The organism is Crossiella sp. CA198 (assembly GCF_052078295.1).
Taxonomy (GTDB): Bacteria; Actinomycetota; Actinomycetes; order Mycobacteriales; family Pseudonocardiaceae; genus Crossiella.
Map to the genome: position 1 here is coordinate 369,419 of NZ_JBQJIM010000004.1, position 22,412 is coordinate 391,830.

A 22,412-nucleotide genomic window follows, 5' to 3' on the forward strand; every position below is an offset into this window, starting at 1 on the left:
TCGTTGCCCTTCCGCGTCGCGACGAGGCGGTGGGGTCAGCTCAGCCCCAGCTCCTCGTCGATCAGAGCGAACATCTCGTCGTCACTCGCCGTGGCGAGGCCGACCTCGTGCTGATCCGCTCCCGGCTGGGCGCGGCCGTCTTGAAGAGTCCACAGGAGTTGGGCCAAGCCATTTACCAGTTTTGTCCGCGACTCCTCATCCAGTTCGGACCCGGCCACGGCGGCCTCCAGGCGGGCCAGTTCGGTGAACGCGGCCCCCTCCCCCGCGCTGTCCACGAGCTGTCCGCGCAGGTAGCGGGCGAGTTCGAGGATGTTGGCGTAGTCGAAGATCAGCGCGGCGGGCAGCCGCAGGCCGGTGCGGGCGCCGAGCACGTTGCGCAGCTCGACCCCGTTGAGCGAGGTCATGCCGAGGTCGACGAAGCCACGCAGCCGGTCCAGGTCGGCGTGGTTGTCGTAGCCGAGCAGGTGCGCGCACTCGGTGGCGACCAGATCGGCGAGGAGGGTTTCCTGTTCCTTCTCGCTGAGCCCGCCCAGCTTCGCGGTCAGCTCGGCGCCACGGCTGCTGGCCGCGGCGGGGCTGACGGCCTCACCGGCGGCCGTGCCGCGCACCAGGCCACGCAGCAGCGCGGGCACCGCGTCCCGGTCCACCGCGCGCAGGTCCAGCGGCGCGGCCACGACCAGGGCGGTGGACACGGCGGTGACCGCGTCCAGCATCGCAGGTCCCTGCGCGGGTTCGATCGGGATCATGCCGGAGCGGCGCAGCCGGGCCCACTCGGCTTCGGCAAGCGCGCCGCCCATGCCGCCCTCGCCGCCCCAGAGGCCCCAGGCAATCGAGGTGGCCGGCAGGCCCTGGGCACGCCTGCGGTAGGCCAGGGCGTCCAGGAAGGCGTTGGCGGCGCTGTAGGGGCCCTGGCCGGGGCCGCCGGTGAGTCCGGCGATGGAGGAGTAGGTGACGAACGCGGTCAGCTCGTGGTCGCGGGTCAGCTCGTCCAGCACCAGCGCGGCGTCCACCTTGGGGCGCAGCACCTGGGCGAGCTGATCGGCGGTGAGGTTGGGCAGCAGGTTGTCACCCACCACACCCGCGGTGTGCACCACACCGGTCAGCGGGGCATCGGCGGGCACCGAGTTGAGCAGTTCCTTGACGGCGGTGCGGTCGGCGATATCGCAGGCGGCGACCCGGACCTCCGCGCCCAGTTCGGTCAGCTCCTGGGTCAACGCGTCCGCGCCGGGGGCGTCGGGGCCGGTGCGGCTGGCCAGGATCAGGTGCCGGATGCCGTGCTGGGTGACCAGGTGCCGGGCGAGTTCGCTACCGAGCTTGCCGGTGCCGCCGGTGATCAGCACGGTGCCCTCGGTGGGCCACTGCCAGCTCGGCTCGGCCGCCTCGGCGCGGGCCAGACGCGGCACGGTGACCGTGTTCGCGCGCACGGCGAGCTGCGGTTCGCCGCTGCCGAGTGCGGCGAGCAGGGCGGTGGCGGATTCGTCGGTGCCGTCGATGTCGGCGAGCACGAACCGGCCGGGGTACTCGGACTGGGCGGTGCGGACCAGGCCCCACACGCCCGCGTCGGCGATGCCGTTGAGCTTGTCCTCGGGGCCGGTGCCGATGGCCTGGGAGGTCACCACGACCAGGCGGGCCTCGGCGAACCGGTCGTCGGCCAGCCAGTCCTGGATGGCGGTGAGGGTCTGGGTGACCGACTGCCGGGCCGCGTCCGCGAGATCGCCGACGCTGGCCGCGACGGGCAGCAGCACGAACTCGGGCACGTGCCCGCCGCGGGCCTCCAGGAGGGTGGCGATGCTGCCGGAGGGTTCGCCGACCGCGCCACCGCGCAGCAGCGCCTCGGCCAGCTCGCTGTCACCCAGGACCACGGCGGTGCTGGCGCTCTCGGCGGTGAGTTGCCGCCAGCGCACCTCGAACAACGCGTCGCCGCCGACGGCCGGGCCACTGGAGGCCTGGAGCTGGGCCGGGTCGACGGTGCGCATCATCAGCGAGCCGATACTGGCGATCGGTGCGCCCGCGGAGTCGGTGAGGGTGATGGCCAGGGTGTCCGCGCCGGTGACCCGCAGGTGCACCCGGGCCGCGCTGGCCCCGGCGGCGTGCAGCTGGACCTCGTTCCAGGAGAACGGCAACAGCATGCCCTCCCCCGTCTCCTGCGGGGCGGCGAACGCGCTGGCGCGCAGGGCGGCGTCCAGCAGCGCGGGGTGCAGGCCGAAGCGGCTGGCGGACTTGCTGTAGTTCTCGGCGAGGCGGACCTCGGCGTAGACCTCGCCGTCCTTGGTCCAGGCGGCTTCCATGCCGGGCTGGTCGGCCACGGACAGCGCTTCCGCGCCCGCGGGCGGCCAGGCGGCGACCGGGGCGGGGGCATCTGGGAGGTCGGCGCCCAGGGTGCCGGTGGCGTTCTCCGTCCACTGTGGACTACCGGGGAAGCGGGAGTAGATCCGGATGTCCCGGTCCCCGTTGCCGTCAGACGCGCCGACCAGGACCTGGAGGAACACCGGGCTGTCGTCGGGCAGCACCACCGGGCGGACGATGGCCAGTTCGCGCAGGGTCGGGCAGTTGACCTCATCACCGGCGCGGATGGCGAGTTCGACCAGGGCCGCGCCCGGGATGAGCACTGAGTCGCCGACGATGTGGTCGGCCAGCCAGCCGTGGCTGGCGCGGGCCACGCGGCCGGTGAGCAGGATGCCGCCGGTGTCGGGCAGCTGGGCGACCGCGCCGAGCAGCGGGTGGTCGGCGTTGCCGAGTCCGGTGCTGGTCAGGTCGCCGGACATGCCGCTGCGTTCCAGCCAGTAGTGCTGGTGCTGGAAAGCGTAGGTGGGCAAGGAGATCCGCTGTGCGCCCGCGCCGGTGAACAGCGCGGTCCAGTCCACGGTGACGCCGTGCACGTGCAGGTGGGCCAGGCTGAGCAGCAGCCGGGTCGCGCCGCCGTCCTCGCGGCGTAGGGTGCCGGTGACCACGGTGTTGTCCAGTTCCAGCTCGTCCAGGGCCTCCTGGATCGGCGCGGTGAGCACCGGGTGACTGCTGGCCTCCACAAACGCGCCGAACCCGGCCTCGGCCAACGAGCGCACGGCATTCGCGAACTGCACGGTCTGGCGCAGGTTGCGCAGCCAGTACTCGGCGTCGGCGGTGCCCGGCTCGATCCACTGACTGTCCACAGTGGACCACCAGGGCACGCTGCCCGGCCGCACGGTGAGGTCGGCGAGGACTTCGCGCAGGCGATCGGCGATGGCGTCCACCTGGTGGCTGTGCGAGGCGTAGTCCACCGGGATGACCCGGGTCCGGTAGCCCTCCTCGATACAGCGGGCTTCGAGTTCGGCCAGAGCGGCGACGTCACCGGCGAACACGGTGGCGGTCGGGCCGTTGATCGCGGCGACCGAGATCTGCCCGGCCCACTGGGTCAGGTCGATCTTGTCGGCGGGCGCAGCCACGGACATCATGCCGCCGCGTCCGGCCAGGTCCTCGGCAATGGCCTGACTGCGCAGCACGACAACCTTGGCCGCGTCTGCCAGGGAGAGCACGCCGGTGACGCAGGCGGCGGCGATCTCACCCTGCGAGTGGCCGATCACCGCGTCCGGCTTGACCCCGGCGGCTTCCCACACGGCGGCCAGGGAGACCATCACGGCGAAAGAAGCGGGCTGCACGACGTCGACCCGGTCCAGGTCGCCGCCGGTAGAAATGACCTCCAGCAACGAGAATCCGGTCAGCGGGTCGAGAGCCGCGGCGCACTCGGTCAGCCGGGCGGCGAACACCGGTGAATCCTTAAGCAGGTCGGCGCCCATGCCCACCCACTGCGCGCCCTGGCCGGGGAAAACGAACACGGTCTTGCCCTCGACCACCGTCCGGCCGCTCACCACCGCGTTCGAGGTCTCGTCGGCCACCAGGGCTTCAAGTCCCGCAACGGCTTCCGCGCGATCGGCGGCGACGATGACCGCGCGGTGGTCCAGCATGGCGCGGGAGGTTGCCAGGGTGAAGCCGATGTCCACCAGACTGCCGTCGGGCTGTTCCGCGAGCCGGGTGGCCTGGGCGCGCAACGCGGCCGGGACGGCGGCGGAGAGCACCCACGGCACCACACCACCGGCGGAGACCAGTCCGGCGGGTTCGGGGGTTTCCGCCACGGCTTCGGGTGCCGGGGCCTGTTCCAGGATGAGGTGGGCGTTGGTGCCGCTCACGCCGAAGGAGGACACGCCAGCGCGGCGCGGCCGGTCAGATTCGGGCCAGGGCTGGGCTTCGGCCAGCAGCCGGACATCGCCAGCGGACCAGTCCACTTTGGACGTCGGCTCGTCGGCGTGCAGGGTCTTGGGCAGCACACCGTGGCGCAGTGCCTGCACCATCTTGATCACGCCACCGACACCGGCGGCGGCCTGGGTGTGACCGATGTTGGACTTGAGCGAACCCAGCCAGAGCGGCCGGTCCTCGGGCCGGTTCTGCCCGTAGGTGGCGATCACGGCCTGCGCCTCGATCGGGTCGCCGAGCACGGTGCCGGTGCCGTGCGCCTCCACCGCGTCCACATCGGTCGGGGTCAGTCCGGCGGAGGCCAGGGCCTGGCGGATCACCCGCTGCTGGGCCGGTCCACTGGGTGCGGTGAGGCCGTTGGAGGCGCCGTCCTGGTTGACCGCGGTGCCACGGATGACCGCGAGCACCTTGTGCCCGTTGCGCTGGGCCACGGACAGGCGTTCGAGCAGGATCAGGCCGACGCCCTCACTCCAGGAGGTGCCGTCGGCGGCGTCGGCGAAGGACTTGCAGCGCCCGTCCTTGGCCATGCCGCGCTGCAAGGAGAACACCACGAACGCGCCGGGGGTGGCCATCACCATCGCGCCACCGGCCAGCGCCATCGAGCAGTCACCCGCGCGCAGGGCCTGCACGGCCCAGTGCATGGCGACCAGGGAGGAGGAGCAGCCGGTGTCCACGGTGACGGCCGGGCCGAGCAGGCCGAGGGAGTAGGAGATCCGGCCGGAGGCGACGCTGTTCGCGCTGCCGGTGGCCAGGTAGCCCTGGTATTCGTCCAGGGAGCTGTCGGCGTTCATCGAGTAGCCGTTGGTGGCCACGCCGGTGAACACGCCAATGTCGCTGTCCCGCAACGAGGCCGGGTTGATGCCGGCGTCCTCGAAGGTCTCCCACGCGGTCTCTAGGAGCTGGCGCTGTTGCGGGTCGGTGGCCATCGCCTCGCGTGGGGACATGCCGAAGTGCGCGGCGTCAAAATCGCCTGCCCCGTCGAGGAATCCGCCCTCGGTGACGTAGGTCTTGCCCACCGCGTCCGGGTCCGGGTCGAACAGGTTCTCCAGGTCCCAGCCGCGATCCTTGGGGAACGGGGTGATCGCGTCACCGCCGCGCTGCACCAGATCCCACAGGTCATCCGGCGAGGCCACCCCGCCAGGGAACCGGCAGCCCATGCCGACGATGGCGATCGGCTCGTCAACCGCCGCCTCGGCCTCACGCAGTCGCTGCCGGGTGGTGTGCAGCTCGGCGGTGACCTTCTTGAGGTAGGAGAGGACCTTGTCGTCGCTGGTCATCGGTGATCTCCAGGGTGGTGGGGGCGGACGGGCAAGACCCGCCACCGTGTTGGCCGTTCTCGTACGCTGTGTTGGCCGTTCCGGACGCCGAGTTGGCCGTTCCGGACGGTGAGTTGGCCGTTGTGGGCGCTGTCTTGGCCGTTCCGGACGGTGAGTTGGCCGTTGTGGGCGCTGTCTTGGCCGTTCCGGACGGTGAGTTGGCCGTTGTGGGCGCTGTCTTGGCCGTTCCGGACGGCGTGTTGGCCGTTGTGGGCGCTGTCTTGGCCGTTCCGGACGGCGTGTTGGCCGTTGTGGGCGCTGTCTTGGCCGTTCCGGACGGCGAGTTGGCCGGATAGGCGTACCAGTTCGGCCAAGACTGGGTACGACAACGGCCAACACGCCGGTGAGCTAGTCATTGCCCAGCTCCGAGTCGATGAAGGCGAAGACGTCCTCGGCCGACGCGGCTTCCAGGTTCTCCGCGACGGTGCCGCCGGTGGCCGCCGAGTTCTCGGTGAGGCGGGCGGTGAGGCGGTGCAGTCTGGTGGTGAGCTTGGCCTGTTCGACCGCTTCGGCCGGGAGGGCCAGCAGGCTGGCTTCCAGGCGTTCCAGCTGGGCCTGCACGTACTCCAGGGAGTTGCTGTCGGTGTGGCCGAGTTCGGTGCGGATCCGCTTGGCCAGTGCGCTGGCCCTGGGGTGGTCGAACACCGAGGTGGCGGGCAGCCGCAGCCCAGTCCGCTTGTTGAGGCGGTTGCGCAGTTCCACCGCGGTCAGCGAGTCGAAGCCGATATCGCTGAACGCCCGGTCGGCCACCGCCGACTTGTCCGCGTAGCCGAGCACCGCGGCGGCCTCGGCCTGGACCAGGTCGACGAGCATCCGGTCCTGGTCCTCGGCGGTGAGTCCGCTGAGCTTGGCGGCGAACTCGCTGGTTCCTGCCCCATCGGCCGGTTCTTCCGGCGCGAGCAGGGCGACGACCTCGGGCAGGCCGTTGAGCAGCGGGCGGCTGCGAGTGAGGGTGTAGCCGGGGGCGAAGCGCTCCCAGTCGATGTCGGCGATCACCCGGTGCGGCGAACCCTCGCCCACCGCGAGGGCCATGGCCTGGGTGGCCTGGGCCGGGTCGAGGGTGAGCAGGCCCATCCGCCGCAGCTGTTCGGCTGCCTCGCGGTCGACCATGCCGGCCTCGCCACCCCAGGCGCCCCAGGCGATCGCGGTCGCGGACTGACCCCGCGCCCTTCGAGCGTGTGCCAGGCCGTCGAGGTAGGCGTTGCCCGCGGCGTAGGCCAGCTGGCCGCTGCCGCCCCAGGTCGCCGCACCCGAGGAGAACATCACGAAGGCGTCGAGGTCGTGTTCGCGCAACAGCTCGTCCAGGTGGGCCGCGCCGGTGATCTTGGCGTGGCTGATCTGGGCGAACTCCTCGGCGGACATCTCCGAGAGCGGGGATTCCGGCCGGGCGATACCCGCGGCGTGCACCACACCGGTGAGCGGCTGCCTGGCCGGGATGGCGTTGATCACCTCGGCGAGCTGGTCCCGGTTGGTGACATCGCAGGCCGCCACGGTGACTTCCGCGCCGAGGTCGTTCAGTTCGGCGGTCAGTTCGGCGACGCCCTCGGCCTCGGGGCCCTTGCGGCTCAACAACACCAGGCGTTCGGCGCCGTTGGTGGCGGCCCAGCGGGCGATGTGCGCGCCGAGTGCGCCGGTGCCACCGGTGACCAGCACGGTGCCGCGCGGCTGCCAGGCTTGCGCGCTGGCAACGGGATCGCGGCGCAGGCGCCTGCCAAAGGCGGCGGACTCGCGGATGGCCACCTGGTCCTCGCCCTCAGTGCCGGTGAGCACCGCGCCCAGCCGGTCGAGCGCGGCACTGCCGAGCTGTGCGGGCAGGTCGATGACGCCGCCCCAGAGCGCGGGGCGGTCCAGGCCGAGCACGATGCCCATGCCCCAGAGCTGCGGCTGCCAGGCGCTGGTCAGCTCGGCCGGGTCGGTCACCGCGACCGCGCCGCGGGTGAGCACCCATACCGGGGCGAGCAGTCCGGTCCGTTCCACCGTCTGCACCAGCGCGAGGGTGTCCGCAGGCTGGTCGTCGGTGGCGGGCAGGGACAGGATGCCGGTGTAGTCGCCGGGGATCAGCTGGTCCGGAGTGGTCTGGACGACCTTGGCGCCGCGGGCGGTGAGGCCGTCGGCGAGGGTGGCCGCCAGGTCGTCGCTGTCGCGGGTGACCAGCAGCCAGGTTCCTTCCAGGGCAACGGTTCCGGGCGTGGTGAGCGGGGCCCAGTCGATTCGGTAGGACCACTGGTCCAGGGCGACGGCCTCCTGGTGACGGCGTCGCCAGGTGGTGAGGCCGGGCAGGATCGGGGCCAGGGCTGCTTCGTCCACGCCGAGGGATCCGGCCAGTGCGGCGACATCGCCCTGTTCGACCGAGGTCCAGAACTCGCTGTCGGCGACTCCGGCTACGACCTCGGACGGTTCGGCCCAGTACAGCTCGCGCTGGAAAGCGTAGGTGGGCAAGGAGATCCGCTTGCCACCCGCGCCGAGGAACAGTCGCGGCCAGTCCACCGGGACCCCGCGCACGTGCAGCTGGGCCAGGCTGAGCAGCAGCCGGGTGGCGCCGCCGTCCTCGCGGCGCAGGGTGCCGGTGACCACGGTGTCGGGCAGGTTGCGGCCGTCCAGGGTTTCCTGGATGGCCGCGGTGAGCACCGGGTGGCTGCTGACCTCGATAAACGCGGCGTAGCCTGCATCGGCCAGTGCGCCGACGGCCTGGCCGAACTGCACGGTCTGGCGCAGGTTGCGGAACCAGTAGTCGGCTGGCACTTCCGCCGGGTCGAGCCACTGATTGTCCACTGTGGACCACCAGGGCACCGAGCCCGCCTGGATGGTGATGCCCGCGAGCACCTCGGCCAGTTCGGCTTCCAGGAGGTCGACGTGGTGGCTGTGCGAGGCGTAGTCCACCGGGATCACCCGGGTCCGGTAGCCGCGCTCGGCGCACCAGTCGGCGAGCTGTTCCATGGCCTGGACGTCACCGGCGACCACCGTGGCACTGGGGCCATTGATGGCGGCGACGGAAATCGTGTCCGCCCACGGGGTGAGGTCGATCGCCTCGGCGGGGGCGGCCACCGACATCATGCCGCCGCGTCCGGCCAGGCCGTTGGCGATGGCCTTGCTGCGCAGGACAACCACCTTGGCGGCGTCGGGCAGGGAGAGCGCGCCGGTGACGCAGGCGGCGGCGATCTCACCTTGAGAATGCCCGATCACCGCGTGCGGCCGGACCCCGGCGGATTCCCATACTGCGGCAAGGGAAACCATCATCGCGAAGGACACCGGCTGTACCACGTCCACCCGGTCCAGCTCACCGCCGCCGGACACGACGTCCAGCAGCGACCACCCAGTGAGCGGGTCCAGGGCCGCGGCGACTTCGGCCAGTCGGGCGGCGAAGACCGGCGAGGACTTCAACAGCTCCGCGCCCATGCCGACCCACTGCGCGCCCTGGCCTGGGAAGACGAACGCGACCCGGCCGTCCACCGATGCCTGACCGGTGACCACGTAACCCGAGGGCTCATCGTTGGCCAGATCGTCCAGTGCGGCAATGGTTTCGGCGGTGCTGGGGGCGACGACCACGGCGCGGTGTTCCAGGGTTGCCCTGGTGGTAGCGAGGGACCAGCCGAGGTCCACCGGGTCAGCCCCGGTGTAGTCGGCGAGCTTTCTGGCCTGTCCGCGCAGTGCGGATGCGGCCGAGCCGGAGAGCACCCACGGGACCACGCCACCGGAGGCGACCAGGCCGGATCCGTTGGCGGAGACCGGTTCCTCGATCACCGGGGCCTGCTCGATGATCACGTGCGCGTTGGTGCCGCTGACCCCGAAGGAGGACACCGCCGCGCGGCGCGGCCGTTCAACCTCCGGCCAAGGACGCGCCTCGGCGAGCAGTTCGACCGACCCAGTCGACCAGTCGACCTTGGTGGAGGGTTCGGTGATGTGCAACGACTTGGGCATGATGCCGTACCGCAGGGCCTGCACCATCTTGATGATCCCGCCGACACCGGCTGCTGCCTGGGTGTGCCCGATGTTGGACTTGAGAGAACCCAGCCATAGCGGCTCTTCGCGATTCTGGCCGTAGGTGGCGAGCAGGGCCTGGGCCTCGATCGGGTCGCCCAGGGTGGTGCCGGTGCCGTGCGCCTCCACCACGTCGATGTCCGAAGTGGACAGTCCGGCACTGGCCAGTGCGGAGCGGATCACCCGCTGCTGGGCCGGGCCGCTGGGGGCGGACAGGCCGTTGGAGGCGCCGTCGGAGTTGATGGCGGATCCCTTGACCACAGCGAGAATGCGGTGCCCGTGCCGCTTGGCGTCGGAGAGCCGTTCCAGTACCAGCACGCCGACGCCCTCGCCCCAGGCCACGCCGTCGGCGTCGTCGGAGAAGGACCGGCTGCGGCCGTCCGGGGACAGCGCGCGCTGGCGGGAAAACTCGATGAACCCGGCCGGGGTGGACATCACGGTCACGCCACCTGCCAGTGCCAGCCCGCATTCCCCGGCGCGCAGGGCCTGCGCGGCCAGGTGCAGCGCGACCAGCGAGGAGGAGCAGGCGGTGTCGACGGTGACGGTCGGGCCTTCCAGTCCGAGTGCGTAGGCGACCCGGCCGGAGGCGACGCTGGCCAGGCCGCCAGTGGCCTGGTGGCCTTCGTATTCCTGGCCGAGCAGGTTCGGGTAGTCGTTGCAGCTCAACCCGGTGAACACGCCGGTCGCGGTGCCGCGCAACGCCTTCGGGTCGATCCCGGCCTGTTCCAGGGCCTCCCAGGAGGTTTCCAGCAGCAGCCGCTGCTGCGGGTCGGTGGCCACGGCCTCCCGCGGCGACATGCCGAAGAAGCCGGGGTCGAATTCGCCCGCTTCGTGCAGGAAACCGGCGCGGCGGGTGTAGCTGCGGCCCTTGCGGTCGGGGTCCGGGTCGTAGAGGTTGCCGAGGTCCCAGCCGCGGTTGACCGGGAAGTCGGTGGTGGCGTCGATCCCGTCGGAAACCAGGTCCCACAACGCGTCCGGGCCGTCCACGCCACCGGCGAAGTGACAGCCGATACCGACGATCGCGATGGGTTCGTCGGCGGCGATCGGTCCCTGCTGGTGGCCGTCGGCACTCGGCGCGCCGGAGATTTCCCGGAGCAGGAACTCACTGAGCACGGCGACGGTCGGGTAGTCGAAGGCCAGCGTGGCGGGCAGGTTCAGGCCGGTCGCGGCGGACAAGCCGCGGCTCAGGCGCAGTGCCAGCAGTGAGTCGAAGCCGAGTTCCTGGAACGGCCGGTCGGCCGGGATCCGGCCCGGGTGGCCGAGTACGGAGGCAACCCGTTCGCTGACCAGTTCACGCAGGGCGCGGGCCTGGTCCTCGGCCGAGCGGTCCAGCTGCACGGGCTCGGCGGGCAGCGCGAGGGCGACGGCCTGGGTGGCCTGCGGGACCGAGCCCGGCCAGAACAGCTTGCGGTCGAAGGCGTAGGTGGGGATGTCCACAAAGGACCCACCGGGGATCAGGCGCGGCCAGTCGATCTCAACCCCGGTCACGTGCAGTTCGGCCAGGCCGCGCAGCACCGACCGCCACTCGTCGGGCTGATCGGCGTGCAGCAGTGAGGTCACCACGGCCTCGGCGGGCAAGGCTTCGGCCACCGCGACGCCGAGGGTGGAGCCAGGGCCGAGTTCCAGCACCGCGCGCACACCCGCCTCGGCAAGTGCGGCCAGCGCGTCGGCGAACCGGACCGGCTCGCGAACCTGGCGGACCCAGTACTCCGGGCTGCCGAAGTCGGTGACCTCGCCGACCGTGGAGATCACCGGGATGCTGGCCTGTCCAGGGGAAATCCCGTCGATGGCGGTGGCGAACTCGGCCAGCATCGGGTCCATCAGCGAGGAGTGGAAGGCGTGGCTGACCGGGAGCTTCTTGGTGCGGATGCCCTGGGCGGCAATGGCTTCGGCGACCTCATGCACCGCGTCGGCCTCGCCGGAGAGCACCAGGCTCTCGGGCGCGTTGACCGCGGCGATGGAGACGCCGTCGCGGTCATTGATCAGGTCGGTGACGAGCTGCTCCCCCGCCGCCACCGCGACCATGGCGCCGCCGGTGGGCAGGGCCTGCATGAGTCGGGCGCGGGCCGAGACCAGCGCGCAGGCGTCGGTCAGCGTCAGCACCCCGGCGACGTGCGCGGCGGCGAGTTCGCCGATGGAGTGGCCGACCAGGAAGTCCGGGCGCACACCCCAGGTCTCCACCAGCCGGAACAACGCGACCTCAATCGCGAACAGCGCGGGCTGGGCCGATCCAGTTTGGTTGAGCGCGGCGGCGTCCTCGCCCCAGATCACCGAGCGGAGGTCGTCGTCGAACTCGGCGAGCACGGCGTCGAACGCACTGGCGAAGGCCGGGAACCTCTCGTACAGATCGCGGCCCATGCCCAGGCGTTGCGCGCCCTGGCCGGAGAAGACGAACGCGGTCTTGCCGGAGGTGGCCACGCCGCGGGCCACGGCCGCGCCGTCGAGCAGCACCGAGCGGTGGCTGAACCCGGTGCGACGGAAGGCCAGTGAGTAAGCGACATCGGTGACCGGCTCGTGCGCCAGGATCGCCTGCACCCGCTCGATCTGGGCATCTAGGGCGTCCGGGTTCTTGGCCGAAACCAGCAGCGGGACCAGATCCTCGGCCGGGGTTTCCGTTGCGGGGACGGCGATTGGCGGCTGTTCCAGGATCACGTGCGCGTTGGTGCCGCTGACGCCGAAGGCGGACACCGCGGCGCGGCGCGGCCGGTCCGGCGAGTGCCACTCGACCGCTTCGGTGGCCAGGCGGATCTCGCCGGTAGACCAGTCCACCTGGGCGGACGGCTCGGTCACGTGCAGGGTGCGCGGCACGATGCCGTGCTGCATGGACTGCACCATCTTGATGATCCCGCCGACACCCGCGGCGGCCTGGGTGTGCCCGATGTTGGACTTGAGCGAACCCAGCCACAGCGGGGTTTCCCGGTCCTGCCCGTAGGTGGCGAGCAGGGCCTGGGCTTCGATCGGGTCGCCGAGCCGGGTGCCGGTGCCGTGCGCCTCGACCACGTCGACGTCCGAAGTGGACAGTCCGGCGGCGGCAAGGGCTTCCTGGATCACCCGCTGCTGGGCCGGTCCGTTGGGGGCGGTAAGGCCGGTGGAAGCGCCGTCGGAGTTGACCGCGGATCCCTTGACCACAGCCAGAATCCGGTGCCCGTGTCGCTGTGCGTCGGAGAGTCGCTCCAGGACCAGCACGCCGACGCCCTCGGACCAGGCGGTGCCGTCGGCGGTGTCGGAGAACGCCTTGCACCGGCCATCCGGGGCCAGCGCCCGCTGCCGGGAGAATTCGATGTGCGCGGCCGGAGTGGACATCACGGTGACGCCACCGGCCAGGGCCAGGGAGCATTCGCCGGAGCGCAGTGCCTGGGCGGCCAGGTGCAGCGCGACCAGCGAGGAGGAGCAGGCCGTGTCCAGGCTGAGGACCGGGCCTTCCAGGCCGAACAGGTAGGCGACCCGGCCGGAGGCGACGCTGGCGATGCTGCCGGTGGAGCGGTGGCCTTCGTACTCCGCGCCGAGCAGGGTGCCGTAGTCGGTGGCGCTGACGCCGGTGAACACGCCGGTTTTGCTGCCGCGCAACCGGTGTGGCGGGATGCCCGCGTGTTCCAGGGCCTCCCAGGAGGTTTCCAGCAGCAGCCGCTGCTGCGGGTCGGTGGCGGCGGCTTCGTGCGGGGACATCCCGAAAAAGTCCGCGTCGAAGGTGCCCGCTTCGCGCAGGAAGTAGCCGGACTTCACGTACACGGTGCCGGGGTGGTCCGGGTCTTCGTGGTAGAGCGAGTCCAGGGGCCAGCCGCGGTCGGCGGGGAACTCGGTGAGCGCGTCGCCACCGGCCTCCACCAGGCTCCACAGTGCCTGCGGGCTGTCAATGCCGCCGGGAAAGCGGCAGCCCATGCCGACGATCACGATCGGATCGGACTGGTCGACCGTGGCCACCGGGGTCGCGGTGCGCACGGCCTGGCCGCCGGTGAGTTCCCGGTGCAAGTAGTCGGCGAGCGCGGTGACGGTGGAGTAGTCGAAGGCCAGCGTGGCCGGGAGGGCCAGGCCGGTGGCCGTGGACAGCGCGCGGCTGAGTTCCACCGCGGACAGCGAGGTGAAGCCGAGGTCGCCGAAGGGGGTGTCCTCGGCGATGCCGTCGGTGTAGCGCAGCACTGCGGCGATCCGGTCGCCGATGAGGGCGCGGAGTTCGGCCGGGGTGCTGGAGCTGACCGTGGGTGCGGCCGCAGTGGACTGTTGGGCGGCCGGAGTGGCGAGGGCACGCAAGGCGTGCGGCACCGCGGCGGACTGGCTGAGCACCGTGACGTCAAGGCGGGCGCCGGCGACCACGTCCGACGCACCGGCGATGGCGCGGTCGAACAGGGCCAGGCCCTGGGCCTCGGTCATGCCAGTGAGGCCGACGTGGGACAGGGACTGCCAGTCGTCGGCGGAGAGCCCGGTGGCCATGCCGACCGTCCACGGGCCCCAAGCGATCGAGAGGCCGGGCAGACCGGCGGCGCGGCGGGAGCGGGCGAGTTCGTCCAGGGCGGCGTTCGCGGCGGCGTAACTGGCCTGACCACGGGCGCCCACAATTCCGGCGAGCGAGGAGAAGACCACGAACGCCTGCAGGTCCAGGTCGCGGGTGGCTTCGTGCAGATACCAGGCCCCGTCGACCTTGGCGCGCAACACAGTTGCCAGGCGCTCGCCGGTCAGTGCCGGGATCAACGCGTCGTCCACGACTCCGGCGGAGTGCACGACCGCGCCGAGGTCCTCGATGCTGCCGACGAGTGCAGCGACCGCGTTCCGGTCGGCCAGGTCGCAGGCCACGATGCGGATGTCGGCGTCCACTCCGGCGGCCCACTCGGTGATGCCCTCGGCCTCGGCGCCGCTGCGACTGGCCAGGACCAGGCGTCGGAAACCTTGGCCTACCAGGTGGTTGGCGAGGGCGCGGCCGATGCCGCCGGTGCCACCGGCGATCAGCACGGTGCGCTCGCGGTCCCAGCTCGCCTCGGCCACCCGGGGCTGGAGCGGCCCGAACCGGGGCGCGAGCACCTGACCGGCGCGGACCAGCAGGCTGGGTTCCTCGCCGGTGAGGTGCGGGGTGGCGAGTTCGATCTCGGCCGGGGTGTCCGCGGCCAGGTGCAGGAAGCGGCCCGGGTACTCGGCGGCGGCGGAGCGGATCACGCCGGCCACGGCCGCGGCAGCCAGGCCGTCGACCGGGGTGACCACGACCAGTCGGTCGGTTTCCTCGCTCAGCCAGCGCTGCACCAGGGTGAGCGCCTCGGTCGCCGCGTCGAGCACAGCGGTCGGGTCGTCGGCGGCCTGACCGGCCTCAACCAGGACCACGGCGGGCGGGTTCGCAACGGCCTGGACGGTCTGCGGCAGCCAGTCCACGCCGAACAGGGTGCCGCCGCTGGTGACGGCCACCTCGGGCCAGTAGCGGCGGTGCTGGAACGGGTAGGTCGGCAGTTCGACCACCTCACCAGCGGGCAGCAGCCGGGTCCAGTCGACCGGCGTCCCGGCCACGTGCAGACTCGCCACGCCTGCCAGCACTGATTCGGCCTCTACCGATCGGTCGGCGCGCAGCAGCGAGGTGACCACGGCCTGTTCGGGCAGCGACTCGGCGGCGGCCGCGCACAACAGTCCATCCGGGCCGACCTCCAGCACGGTCCGGACACGCGCGGCCGCCAGGGCCGAGATCGCCGCGGCGAACCGCACTGGCTCGCGCACCTGGCGCACCCAGTACTCGGTGCTGCGCAGGTCCTCGCCCAGGGCGAGTTCGCCGGTGACCGTGGAGATCACCGGGATGCGCGGTTCGCGGAAGCTGATGGCGCCCAAGGCTTCGCCGAATTCGGCGAGCATGGGCTCCATCAGCGGGGAGTGGAAGGCGTGGCTGACCGAGAGCAGCTTGGTGCGCCGCCCGCGTCCGCCGAGGACCTCCTTCACCTCGGCGACAGCGTCAGCCTCGCCCGCCAGCACGATGTTGCGGGCGGCGTTGATCGCGGCAATGGACACCGCGGGCCGGTCCGCCAGGACTTCGGCGACCTCGGCCTCATCGGCTTCGACCGCCAGCATCGCCCCACCAGCGGGCAGCGCCTGCATCAGCCGGGCGCGGGCGGAGACCAGCGCGCAGGCGTCGGTGAGCGAGAGGATCCCGGACACGTGCGCGGCCGCGATCTCGCCAATGGAGTGGCCGACCAGGTAGTCGGGTCGCACACCCCAGGATTCGAGCAGCCGGAACAACGCGACCTCGATGGCGAAGATCGCGGGCTGCGCCCAGCCGGTCTGGTTGAGCGCGGCGGCGTCCTCGCCCCAGATCACCGCACGCAAATCGGACCACTTGGGCAAACTCGTACGCCCACTTGGGCCAACCGGGCGTACCAGTTGGGCAAACTCGGCGAGCACCGAGTCAAAAGCCTCGGCGAAGGCCGGGTACCGGTCGTGCAGCTCGCGGCCCATGCCCAGGCGTTGCGCGCCCTGGCCGGAGAAGACGAACGCGGTCCCGCCCTCAATCGCGGTGCCGCGGGCGATTTCGGTGTCGCCGAGCAGGACCGCGCGGTGCTCGAAGGCGGTGCGGGTGGTGGCGAGGGAGTAGGCGATGTCCACAGTGGACTCGGCGGTCAGCAGCGGGCGCAGGCGGGCGATCTGCTCGTCCAGCGCGGCCGCGGTGCGGGCGGACAGGAGCAGCGGGACCAGGTCGGCCTCGACGACGGGGCGTTCGGGCGACGGCGGGGCCTGTTCCAGGATGACGTGCGCGTTGGTGCCGCTGATGCCGAAGGAGGACACCGCCGACCGGCGCGGGCGGCCGACCTGGGGCCAGGGCACCTCTTCGGTGAGTAGCCGGACCTCGCCGCTGGACCAGTCGACCTGGTCCGAGGGTTCGGTGAGGTGCAGGGTGCGCGGCACGATCCCGTGCTGCATGGCCTGCACCATCTTGATCACGCCACCGACTCCGGCGGCGGCCTGGCTGTGGCCGATGTTGGACTTGAGTGAACCGAGCAGCAGCGGCTGGTCCCGGTCCTGGCCGTAGGTGGCGAGCAGGGCGCGGGCCTCGATCGGGTCGCCGAGTGAGGTGCCGGTGCCGTGCGCCTCCACCACGTCAACGTCCGAAGTGGACAGTCCGGCGGAGTTCAGCGCCGCGCGGATCACCTTGCGCTGGGCGGTGCCGCTGGGGGCGGTGAGGCCGTTGGAGGCGCCGTCGGAGTTGATCGCGGAGCCCTTGAGCACGGCCAGGATCCGGTGGCCGTTGCGGCGTGCGTCGGAAAGTCGTTCCAGGACAACCACACCGACGCCCTCGGACCAGCCGGTGCCGTCGGCGGAGTTGGAGAATGCCTTGCAGCGGCCGTCCGCGGACATCACCCGCTGCCGGGAGAACTCCACGAACGCGGTGGGCGTGGACATCACGGTCGCGCCACCGGCGATGGCCAGGGAGCACTCGCCGGTGCGCAGGGACTGGGCGGCCAGGTGCAGCGAGACCAGGGAGGAGGAGCACGCGGTGTCCACCGAGACCACCGGGCCCTCCAGGCCCAGGGTGTAGGCGACCCGGCCGGAGGCGACGCTGTGCGTGCTGCCGATGCTCTGTTCGCCCTCGAAGTCGGCGGCCAGCAGCGGCCCGTAGTCGGTGTAGATCACACCGGTGAACACGCCGGAATCGCTGCCGCGCAAGGACCTCGGCTCGATGCCGGCGCGTTCCAGGGCTTCCCAGGTGGTTTCCAGCAGCAGGCGCTGCTGGGCGTCGGTGGCCATGGCCTCGCGCGGGGACATGCCGAAGAAGGCGGCGTCGAATTCGGCGGCGTCGTGCAGGAAGCCGCCGGAGCGCACGTAGGTGGTGCCGCGCCGGTCCGGGTCGGGGTCGTAGATCCCTTCGATGTCCCAGCCTCGGTCGGTGGGGAACTCGGTGATGGCGTCCACGCCGTCGGTGACGAGTTGCCACAGGCCGTCCGGGTCGACCACGCCGCCCGGGTAGCGGCAGCCCATGCCGACGATCACGATCGGATCGGAGTCGTCGAGCCGCCGGTTCGGCCGGTCGGTGACGGCGAGGTCGTCGGAGCCGGTCAGTTCGGCCAGCAGGTGGTCGGCGAGGGCGATCACGTTGGGGTACTCGAACACCAGCGTGGTGGGCAGGGCGAGTTTGGTGGCTTCGGCGAGGGCGCGGCTGAGTTCGACCGCGGTCATCGAGTCGAAGCCCAGTTCGCGGAAGGCCCGGTCCACGGGGACCTCGCCGGTGTGCCGCAGCACTGCAGCGACCCGGGCGCGTACCAGTTCGCGCACGGCGGTGAGCTGTTCGGCGCGGGTGCCGCTGAGCAGACCCGATACTCCGGCCAGTGCGGCCTTGCCCCGGCGTACCCCGCGCTTACCGGCGAACTCGCGCAGCACCGGCGGCAGCACATCCTGGCGACGCACGGCGGCGAAGTCGATCGGGGCGACCAGTGCGGACGCGGTGCCGGAGGTGATCAGCCGGTCGAAGGCGGCGAGGCCCTCGGTGACGGCGAGCTGGCGGAATCCGGCGGCGATCATGCGTTGCCGGTCGGTCTCGGTCAGGGCGGCGGACAGGCCGATTTCCCAGGCTGCCCAGGAGATCGCGAGGCCGGGCAGGCCCCTGGATCGGCGGTCGCGGACCAGTTCGTCCAGGGCGGCGTCGGCGGCGGTGTAGGCGGCCTGGCCCGCGTTGCCGAAGATCCCGGCGGCGGAGGAGAAGGCGACGAATCCGGCGAGGTCCCGGTCGCGGGTGGCTTCGTGCAGGTGCCAGGCGGCGTCGAGCTTGGGCCGGAGCACGGCGGAGAGTCGTTCGGCGGTCAGGGATTCGACCACGGCGTCGTCCAGCACACCGGCGGCGTGCACGACCGCGGTGAGCGGTCCGTCAATGCTGTCGATCAGCTGCCGAACCGAGTCCACAGTGGACAGATCGCAGGCAATGGCCTGGGCGCCGATTTCCGCGCACAGTTCGGCGGCCCCGGGGGCATCCGGGCCGCGACGGCTGGCCAGGACCAAGCGGCGGAAGCCCTGGGCAGCCAGGTGCCGGGCGAGCACGCTGCCCAGTCCGCCGGTGCCGCCGGTGATCAGGACAGTGGCGTCGCGGTCCCAGGTGAGTGCGGTGAGTTCGGGGGTGTGGCGGCGCAGGCGGGCGGTCTGGACCTGGCCGTGGTGGATGCGCAGGCGGGGTTCGTCGCCGGTGAGGAAGGGCAGGGCGACGGCGGGGTCGGTGCCCGAGGGGACGGCGAGGTGGGTGAAGCGGCCGGGGTGCTCGGCGTTGACCGAGCGGAGGAAGCCGCCCACGGCCGCGGCGGCCGGGCCGGAGTCGGGGGTGACGATGGCCAGGCGGGCGGGGTTGCCCTCGGCCAGCCAGTCGCGGACGAGATCAAGGGCCTGGGCGGTGGCGTCGTGGACGGCGTCGAGGTCGTCGCCCTGGATGGCGATCTCGGCGAGGACCACCTCCGGCTGCGTCTCTACCGAACGGTCGGTAGGGGCGCGGTCGGGCTGCTCTGCTGGCGCGTCGGTCAGCGTTGCCCAGTCCAGGGTGAACAGGTCGGCCCCGGACTCCGTGGCGATCTCGACCGCGCGCAGGGTGACCGAGCGGGCGGTGAGCACTGGGTCGCCGGAGGGATCGGTCGCGACCAGTTCCCACGCGTCCCCACCCAGCCCGGTCAGCCGCACCTTCAGCGTGCTGGCCCCGGTGGCGTGCAGCGTGACGTCCTGCCACTCCACCGGCCGCAGGTCGTCCTCGATCGCGGCGTGCAGCAGGGCGGGGTGCAGGCCGAAGCCGGGGTCGGTAGCGCCATCGGGCAGCGACACCTCGGTGACCTGTCCACCTTCGCTAGACAGGTCCAGTTCGCGGGGATTCTTGGCGAGCTGGCCCGACGCGTGCCGGGTCCACTCCTCATCGGAGTCGGCCGGGCGGGCGTGCACCGACACGGTGCGCCGGTCGTCGCCTGCCGCGCCGATGACGATCTGGAGCTGGGACCCGCCGTCGGGCAGGACCAGCGGAGTCAGTTCGGTCAGGCTGGCAACGCGGGCGTAGCCGACCTCATCGGCCGCGCGCACCACCAGTTCCAGCAGCGCGCTGCCCGGCACGGTGGCCTGTCCGGCGAGCCAGGGGTGGGTTTCCTGGGACAGGCGGCCGGTGAGCACCGTGCCCGAGCCATCCCCGAGTGGGACCGCCGCACCGAGCACCGGGTGCCGGGTGGCGGTCAGGCCGAACGCGGCGGCGTCGCCACCGATGCGCGGGGCGGGCCAGTACCGCTGGCGCTGGAAGGCGTAGGTGGGCAGGTCCACCTGGGTACCGGACCCGGCGAACCAGGCCGTCCAGTCGACCTTGCCGCCGCGCACCCACCACTGGCCAACGGATTCCAGCAGTCGACGGGCCCCGCCCTCGCCACGGCGCAGGGTGCCGGTGACCACGCCCTCGGCGCCGATCAAGTCCAGGGTGGCCTGGATTTCGGCGGCCAGCACGGGGTGCGGGCTGACCTCGACCACGCGGGTGTGCCCGGCGCGGATCAGGCCCTCGATCGCGGCGTAGAAGCCGACCCGCTGACGCAGGTTGCGGAACCAGTAGCCGCCGTTCAGTTCGGTGGTGTCCAGCCAGCCGTCGGTGACCGTGGAGCAGAACGGCACCGCACCCGCCTGCGGGCGGACCTCGGCGAGCAATTGGCCCAGTTCGGTTTCCAGCTCGGCGACGAAGTGCGAGTGCGAGGCGTAGTCCACTGCGATCTGCTTGACCCGCACGCCATCGGCCTCGCAGCCGCGCACGAACTCCTGGATCGCACCAATCTCACCCGAGACCACCACAGCGGCCGGACCATTGACCGCGGCCACGCCAACACCGTCGATCAGCCGGGCTTCGACCTCGGCAACAGGCAACGCCACCGAGGCCATACCACCACGTCCGGCCAGCACTCGGGCGATCAACTGCGAGCGCCGGGCAACGACCAAAGCACCGTCCTGCAACGACAATCCACCAGCCACCACTGCGGCGGCGACCTCGCCCTGCGAGTGACCGACCACAGCGTCTGGCTGCACGCCGAGCGACTGCCACACCGCGGCGAGGGACACGTTCACGGCCCAGGTGACCGGCTGCACGACGTCGACCCTGGCGAGCAGCTGCTCGTCGCCGAGCGCGTCGACCAGGTTCCAGTCCACATGCGGCGCAAGGGCTTCCGCGCATTCGTCCAGTCGAGCGGCGAACACTGAGTACTCGTCCCGCAGTTGGAGGGCCATGCCGACCCACTGCGAGCCCTGCCCCGGGAAGACGAATACCGAGTTGCCGCCGGTGAACACCGTGCCGGAGACCACTCCCCCGGCCTCAGCGAACCCGGTGTCGGCGAATCCCTGCAACAGCCCGGAAAGCTCACCGGCGTCCGCACCGACCACCACCGACCGCACCGCCAGCGCGGCCCGCGAGGAGATCGAGGAGAACCCGGCGTCCAACGCGGTGGGTGCGTCCGGACCGCTCAGCAGTGCGGCCAGTCGCGCGGCCTGGCCACGCAACGCGGGCTCGACCTTGGCCGACAACGCCACCGGCACCACGGCCGGAGCCGTTGCGGGCTCAGGGGTTTCGGCTTCCTCGGGGGCCTGCTCGATCACGATGTGCGCGTTGGTGCCGCTGACACCGAAGGAGGACACGGCCGCGCGGCGCGGGCGGTCGACGGCGGGCCACGGGGTGGTCTCGGTCAGCAACTCGACCGCGCCGACGGACCAGTCCACGTGTGCCGAGGGTTCGGTGACGTGCAGGGTCTTGGGTGCCACACCGTACCGCACGGCCTGCACCATCTTGATCACACCGGCTACACCTGCCGCGGCCTGGGTGTGGCCCAGGTTGGACTTGATAGATCCCAGCAGCAGCGGGATTTCCCGGCCCTGGCCGTAGGTGTTGAGCAGCGCCTGGGCCTCGATCGGGTCGCCGAGGGTGGTGCCAGTGCCGTGCGCTTCGACCACGTCGACGTCCGAAGTGGACAGTCGGGCCTCGCGTAGCGCGTCCTGGATGACTCGTTGCTGGGACGGGCCGTTGGGGGCGGTGAGGCCGTTGGACGCGCCATCCTGGTTGATCGCGCTGCCGGAGATCACCGCGAGGACGCGGTGGCCGTTGCGGCGGGCGTCGGAGAGGCGTTCCAGCACGATCACGCCGACGCCTTCAGCCCAGGCGGTGCCGTTGGCGGAGTCGGAGAAGGCCTTGCAGCGGCCGTCGGGGGCGAGTCCGCCCTGGCGGGTGAACTCGATGAACGCGGTGGGCTGGGTCATCACCGAGGCGCCACCGGCCAGGGCCAGGTTGCACTCGCCGTTGCGCAGCGCGCGCATGGCCAGGTGGATGGTGACCAGCGAGGAGGAGCAGCCGGTGTCGACGGTGACCGCGGGGCCTTCCAGGCCAAGGGCGTAGGAGACCCGGCCGGAGGCGACGCTGGGTGCGCTGTTCAGGCTCAGGTAGCCGCGGGAGTCCTCGGGGTCGAGCAGATCACCGTAGTCGCCGTAGACCAGGCCGGTGTAGACGCCGGTCCGGCTGCCCTTCAGGGTTTCCGGGTCGATCCGGGCGTGTTCCAGTGCCTCCCAGGAGGTTTCCAGCAGCAGCCGGTGCTGGGCGTCGGCGGTCAGCGACTCCCGGGGGGACATGCCGAAGAACTCGGAGTCGAACATGGCCGCGTCGTCCAGAAAGCCGCCGACCCGCGGGAAGTCCACCCCGCCGGTCGGCCAGTTCCGGTCGGCCGGCACGCCGGACATGACGTCCCGCTCGTCCCGGACCAGTTCCCACAGGTCTTCTGGCCCGCGTACGCCGCCAGGGAACCGGCAGCCGATGCCCACGACCGCGATCGGCTCCCGGCCCTGCGCCTCGAGTTCCTCGATGCGCTGGCGCGCGCGGCGCAGGTCGACCGTGACCTTGCGGAGGTAGTCGACAACCTTGTCCTGCTGTTCTGGCATCCGGTGTACCTGCCCGTCGGCTAC

At 71.7% G+C, this 22,412-nt stretch carries 2 protein-coding genes and 1 pseudogene; 1 reads left to right on the forward strand and 2 read right to left on the reverse strand.

Features of this window, described 5'->3' with window-relative positions; translation table 11 throughout:
• Window positions 1–35 precede the first annotated feature (35 nt).
• A pseudogene (locus ACTOWY_RS08700) lies at window positions 36–5,468 on the reverse strand (SDR family NAD(P)-dependent oxidoreductase); the annotation flags it as partial.
• 38 nt (window positions 5,469–5,506) lie between these two features.
• On the opposite strand from ACTOWY_RS08700, the gene ACTOWY_RS08705 reads away from it, so the two are divergent.
• A complete protein-coding gene (locus tag ACTOWY_RS08705) occupies window positions 5,507–5,839 on the forward strand; it encodes a hypothetical protein (RefSeq protein ID WP_441309090.1) in 333 nt (110 codons plus the stop codon).
• A gap of 52 nt (window positions 5,840–5,891) precedes the next feature.
• Here ACTOWY_RS08705 and ACTOWY_RS08710 read toward each other — a convergent pair whose 3' ends face one another.
• On the reverse strand, window positions 5,892–22,388 hold the full coding sequence (locus ACTOWY_RS08710; protein WP_441309091.1) for a type I polyketide synthase: 16,497 nt from the start codon (window positions 22,386–22,388) through the stop codon (window positions 5,892–5,894).
• Between the last annotated feature and the right edge of the window lie 24 nt (window positions 22,389–22,412).

What these genes read in the sequence shown, in the direction of transcription:
- ACTOWY_RS08710 (WP_441309091.1), bottom strand. Translation starts at nt 22,388, where the DNA reads ATGCCAGAACAGCAGGACAAGGTTGTCGACTACCTCCGCAAGGTCACG.